The sequence below is a fragment of the Thalassospira sp. MIT1004 genome (assembly GCF_001858545.1).
Lineage (GTDB): Bacteria > Pseudomonadota > Alphaproteobacteria > Rhodospirillales > Thalassospiraceae > Thalassospira > Thalassospira xiamenensis.
Genome location: NZ_MCAO01000023.1, coordinates 1 through 5,506, shown reverse-complemented (window position 1 = coordinate 5,506; position 5,506 = coordinate 1). Strand labels below are relative to the sequence as shown.

Sequence of the window (5,506 nt, the reverse complement as noted above, 5' to 3'; positions counted from 1 at the left end):
ACAAATTAATAAATCCGCTGAAGTCATCCGCTGGTGTGATCGTCAGACCTGCGAGCTGATCGGGACTTAGAGTCCAGCTGCCATCACCGTTATCGGTACCGGCTGACAGGGTCGCGCCCTCTGGCACGCTGCTGATCGTAACGGTGAGAACTTCGGAGCTGTCCGTCAGACCGGCATCGATATCCAGTGCAATCGCGCTGTCTTCCGAGCCAGAGGCATCTGCGGCATCAAGCGTCGGTTTATCGGCAACACCTGTGACGTCAACCGTGATACTGCCCGTTGTGGTCGCGATATCTTCGCCATCGGCAGACGTTGCCGTCACACCAAGCTCGAAGCTGCCGGAGAAATCATCCGACGGGTTAATCGTCAGGCCTGCAAGCTGATCGGGACTTAGAGTCCAACTGCCATCACCGTTATCGGTACCGGCAGATAAGGCCGCACCTTCTGGCACACCACTGATCGTAACGGTTAGAACTTCGGAGCTGTCCGTCAGGCCTGCATCAATGTCGAGTGCAATCGCAGAATCTTCCGAACCACTGGCATCAGAAACGTCCAATGTCGGCGTATCCGCCACACCCGTAACATCAACAGTGATCGTGCCGCTGCTCGTCGCAACATCGTCACCATCAGCCGACTGCGCCGTCACCGTCAAATCAAACGAACCACTGAAGTCATTCGCAGGCGTGATCGTCAGACCGTTCAGGTCAGCCGCCGACAAGGTCCAGGTCCCGTCACCGTTGTCCGTACCAGCCGACAAGGCAGCACCTTCTGGCACGCCACTGATCGTGACACTTAGAACTTCGGAGCTGTCCGTCAGGCCTGCGTCAATGTCGAGCGTAATCGCCGAATCTTCTGAACCACTGGTGTCAGAGACATCCAACGTCGGCGTATCGGCGACACCGGCAACATCAACCGTAATCGTATCCGTCGCTGTCGCAATGTCGCTGCCATCCGCAGATTGAGCGGTGACTGTCAGATCAAACGATCCGCTAAAATCATCCGCTGGTGTAATCGTCAGACCATTCAGGTCGGCAGCAGATAGCGTCCAGCTGCCATCACCGTTATCGGTGCCCGCAGACAGGGTCGCGCCTTCTGGTACGCCGCTGATCGTGACACTCAGAACTTCGGAGCTGTCCGTCAGGCCTGCGTCAATGTCGAGCGTAATGGCCGAATCTTCCAAACCACTGGCGTCGGAGACATCCAGCGTCGGAGCATCGGCAACACCGGCAACATCAACCGTAATGCTGCCTGTTGTGGTCGCAATGTCGCTGCCATCCGCAGATTGCGCGGTGACCGCCAGATCAAACGATCCACTGAAGTCATCCGCTGGTGTGATCGTCAGGCCGTTCAGGTCGGCCGCCGACAAGGTCCAGCTGCCATCGCCGTTATCCGTACCTGCCGACAAGGCGGCACCTTCCGGAACGCCACTGATCGTGACGGTCAGGAGTTCAGATGCATCTGTCAGGCCGGCATCGATATCGAGCGCAATGGCACTGTCTTCGGTGCCGGATACATTTGATACATCCAGTGCTGGCTTGTCCGCGACACCGGCGACAGCAACCGTAATGGTATCGCTGATCGATGCCGTGTCGTTGCCGTCCTGCGATGTTACCGTGACGGTCAGATCAAAGCTGCCGCTGTAATCACCGCTCGGGGTGATGCTCAGACCTTCAAGATCACTCGCACTCAATGTCCAGCTGCCATCACCGTTACTGGTCCCGGCCGACAGGCTGGCCCCATCGGGAACACCGCTGATGGTGATGGTCATCGTTTCGCTGGTATCTGTCAGCCCCGCATCGACATCCAGACCAATCGCGCTGTCTTCGCTGCCCGATGCATCCGACACGGTCAAAGTCGGTACATCTGCAACTGCACTGACATCAACAGTGATGACCTGGCTGGTCGATGCACTGTCATCGCCAGCACTTGAAGTTGCCGTAACGGTAAGATCGAATGTACCGCTGTAATCATCGGCCGGTGTAATCGTCAAACCTTCAAGGTCTGCGGCCTCCAGCGTCCAACTACCGTCTCCGTTATCGGTTCCGGCAGACAGGGTGGTACCTTCGGGCACACCAGAAATGGTGATGCTCAGGATTTCGGTTGCGTCGCCAAGCGACGCATCAATATCAAGGGCAATCGCGCCGCCATCCTCGGCACCCGTGGCATCAGCGACATCCAGTGCCGGAGCCTCTGCCGCCGGGTTATAGGACGCACCATCGACATAAATTTCGAGATTCTCGATATTGCTGACCTCGACCCCGAGTGCGTCAAGCATCAGGCTGCCGCCCTCACCGCTTTCGACATGGGCTTTGAGGTCCTGCAATGCTTCAAGAACACCATCGCCTGAAAGCTGATCCGAATTCAGATAAAGCTTCAATGTATCGGTGTTTGAACCGCCATCGACAATGCCGGTTCCCTCTGCGCTCAGATCGACGGTGTAATTGATCTCGTCATTTCCGGCCTCGCCATAAAGCCTGTCATCGCCCGACCCTGTCAGCCTGTCGTTGGAACTACCGCCATAAAGCGTATCCGTGCCGTCTCCACCGTCCAGGGTATCCTTGCCGCCGCCGCCAATAATGGTGTCGTTACCTGCACCGCCATTCACGATGTCATCAGAATTTCCGGCATTGATGTAATCACTACCGTCGCCGCCCGAAATCGTGTCACGACCGTTGCCACCGTAGATCGTGTCGTCTCCGGCACCGCCAGTTACAATGTCATCCGAGCCACCGGCATTGATATAATCCTCACCCTCGCCGCCGCTGATCGTGTCACGTCCGCTGCCGCCATGGACGGTATCATTACCCTGACCGGCATCAATGATGTCATGGCCGCTGCCGCCATAGACGATATCATTACCCTCGCCTGCATCAATAATGTCATCGCCGCTGCCGCCATAGTTGGTATCATTACCTGCACCGGAATTGATAATATCGTTGCCGCTCAGGGCTTCTACATAATCATTACCTTCAGCGGTCGTGATTTCATCAGAACCGGCCGTACCAATCACGCTCTCATTCGGATCGTCAATCACTTCGACCTGCAGCACCTGTGAGATGCTTGCACTGTCCTCATCATCAACCGATGTGGCCGTAATGGTCAGCTCAAAGTTGCCCCAATAGTTTTCCGATGGTGTGATCGTAAGAGCTTCAAGCTGTGCAGGGGTCAACGTCCAGGTGCCATCTCCGTTATCGGCGCCCGCAGACAGGGTTGCCCCATCCGGAACACCGGAGATGGTCACTGTCAGTACTTCTGAGCTGTCCGTCAGGCCTGCGTCAATATCAAGTGCAATCGCACTGTCTTCGTCGCCAGAGGCGTCGGACACTTCCAGCGTCGGTGCATCCGCAACACCAGCGACATCAACAGTGATGCTGCCGGTCGTGGTTGCAACATCTGAACCATCGGCAGAGGACGCCGTCACATCAAGATCAAACGAACCACTGAAGTCATCCGCAGGCGTGATCGTCAGACCGTCAAGCTGATCCGAACCCAGCGTCCAGGTCCCGTCGCCATTATCGGTCCCTGCCGACAGGATCGCGCCATTCGGAACGCCCCTAATGGTGACAGTGAGAGTCTCCGAGCTGTCAGCAAGAGCGGCGTCGATGTCGAGGGCGATACCATTGTCCTCGTTGCCAGACGCGTCACTGACATCAAGCGTCGGCGCGTCGGCCACACCGGCCACGTCCACCATAACGGTATCTGTAACCGATGCGATATCGGTGCCATCCTGCGTACTTGCAGTAATTTCAAGGTCAAAACTACCGCTGAAATCAGATGGCGGTGTAACGCTGATACCTTCCAGTTCATCACTTGTCAGTGTCCATGTACCGTCACCGTTGTCAGTACCTACCGACAGCGTCGCACCTTCTGGGACCCCGCTAATCGTAATTGTCAGCGTTTCAGTGGAATCAGCCAAACCAGCGTCAATATTCAAAGCAATGGCACTGTCTTCGTTGCCGCTGGCATCACTGACGCCGAGCGTCGGTGCATCCGCAACACCGGCAACATCAACCGTAATCGAACCCGTCGTGGTCGCAACGTCTGAACCATCGGCAGAGGTCGCCGTCACACCCAGATCAAACGAACCGCTGAAGTCATCCGCCGGGGTGATCGTCAAACCATCAAGCTGATCAGAGCCCAGCGTCCAGGTGCCATCACCATTGTCGGTGCCCGCAGACAGGGTTGCACCATTCGGAACACCAGAGATCGTGACCGTCAGAGTTTCGCTGGAATCCGTCAGACCGGCATCAATGTCGAGGGCAATAACATTGTCCTCGTTGCCAGACGCATCACTTACTTCGAGTGTCGGAGCATCCGCGACACCGGTCACCTCAACGGTAATTGTGCTGTTGCCGCTGCGCGTCAGAAGACGCACCGGATCGGATGTTGATGCAACAGAATCGCCATCTGTGGATCGTGCGACCACCTTAAGATCAAACGCGCCACTGAAGTTTTCCGGTGGTGTGATCGTCAGTCCTGCAAGCTCATCGGCATCCAACGTCCATGTGCCATCACCATTGTCGATCCCGGCAGACAGTTCCGCACCATCGGGCACACCGCTTACGGTGACGCTCAACACCTCGCTGGAATCTGTCAGCGCGGCATCAATATCGAGCACAATCGCTGTATCCTCAAGACCCTGCGCATCCGACACATCAAGCGTCGGTCGGTCTGCGACGCCTTCGACATCAACCGTGATTGAGCCGCTTGTCGTGGCAATATCCGACCCGTCCACAGACTGGGCCGTTACATCAAGCTCAAACGCGCCACTATAGTTGTACGGTGGCCTAACTCTGAGGCCATCAAGTTGATCCGGGCTCAGCGTCCAGCTGCCGTCACCATTGTTCGTACCGGCAGAGAGCCTTGCGCCATCCGGAAAACCGGAGATGGTGACAGAGAGAACTTCACTGGCGTCTGTCAGGACAGCGTCAAGATCAAGCGCAATTGGCCGGTCTTCGTAACCCGAAGCATCCGATACTTCCAGCGTCGGTGCATCGGCGACACCGGCAACATCAACCGTGATTGAACCGGTCGTGGTTGCTACATCAGAACCATCTGCCGACGTTGCGGTCACACCAAGCTCGAAGCTGCCGGAGAAATCATCTGCTGGCGTGATCGTCAGGCCTGCAAGCTGATCGGAACCAAGAGTCCAGGTGCCGTCACCGTTATCGGTGCCCGCGGACAAAGTTGCCCCTTCCGGGACACCAGAGATGGTCACCGTCAGCACTTCGCTGGAATCCGTCAGACCCGCGTCAATATCAAGCGAAATGGCAGAATCTTCTGAACCACTGGCGTCAGAGACGTTCAAAGTAGGTGCGTCAGCAAAACCTGTAACGTCAACCGTAATCGTATCCGTCGCTGTCGCAATGTCGCTGCCATCCGCAGATTGCGCGGTGACGGTCAAATCAAACGACCCGCTAAAATCATCCGCTGGCGTGATCGTCAGGCCTGCAAGCTGATCGGAACCAAGAGTCCAGGTGCCGTCACCGTTATCGGTGCCCGCGGA

Annotated in this window: 1 protein-coding gene; it reads right to left on the bottom strand. The window is 56.6% G+C overall.

Annotated features, from left to right (window positions below; genetic code table 11):
* The coding region (locus tag BC440_RS11470) for an Ig-like domain-containing protein (RefSeq protein ID WP_247643570.1) at positions 1–5,506 on the bottom strand (5,506 nt) is incomplete at both ends.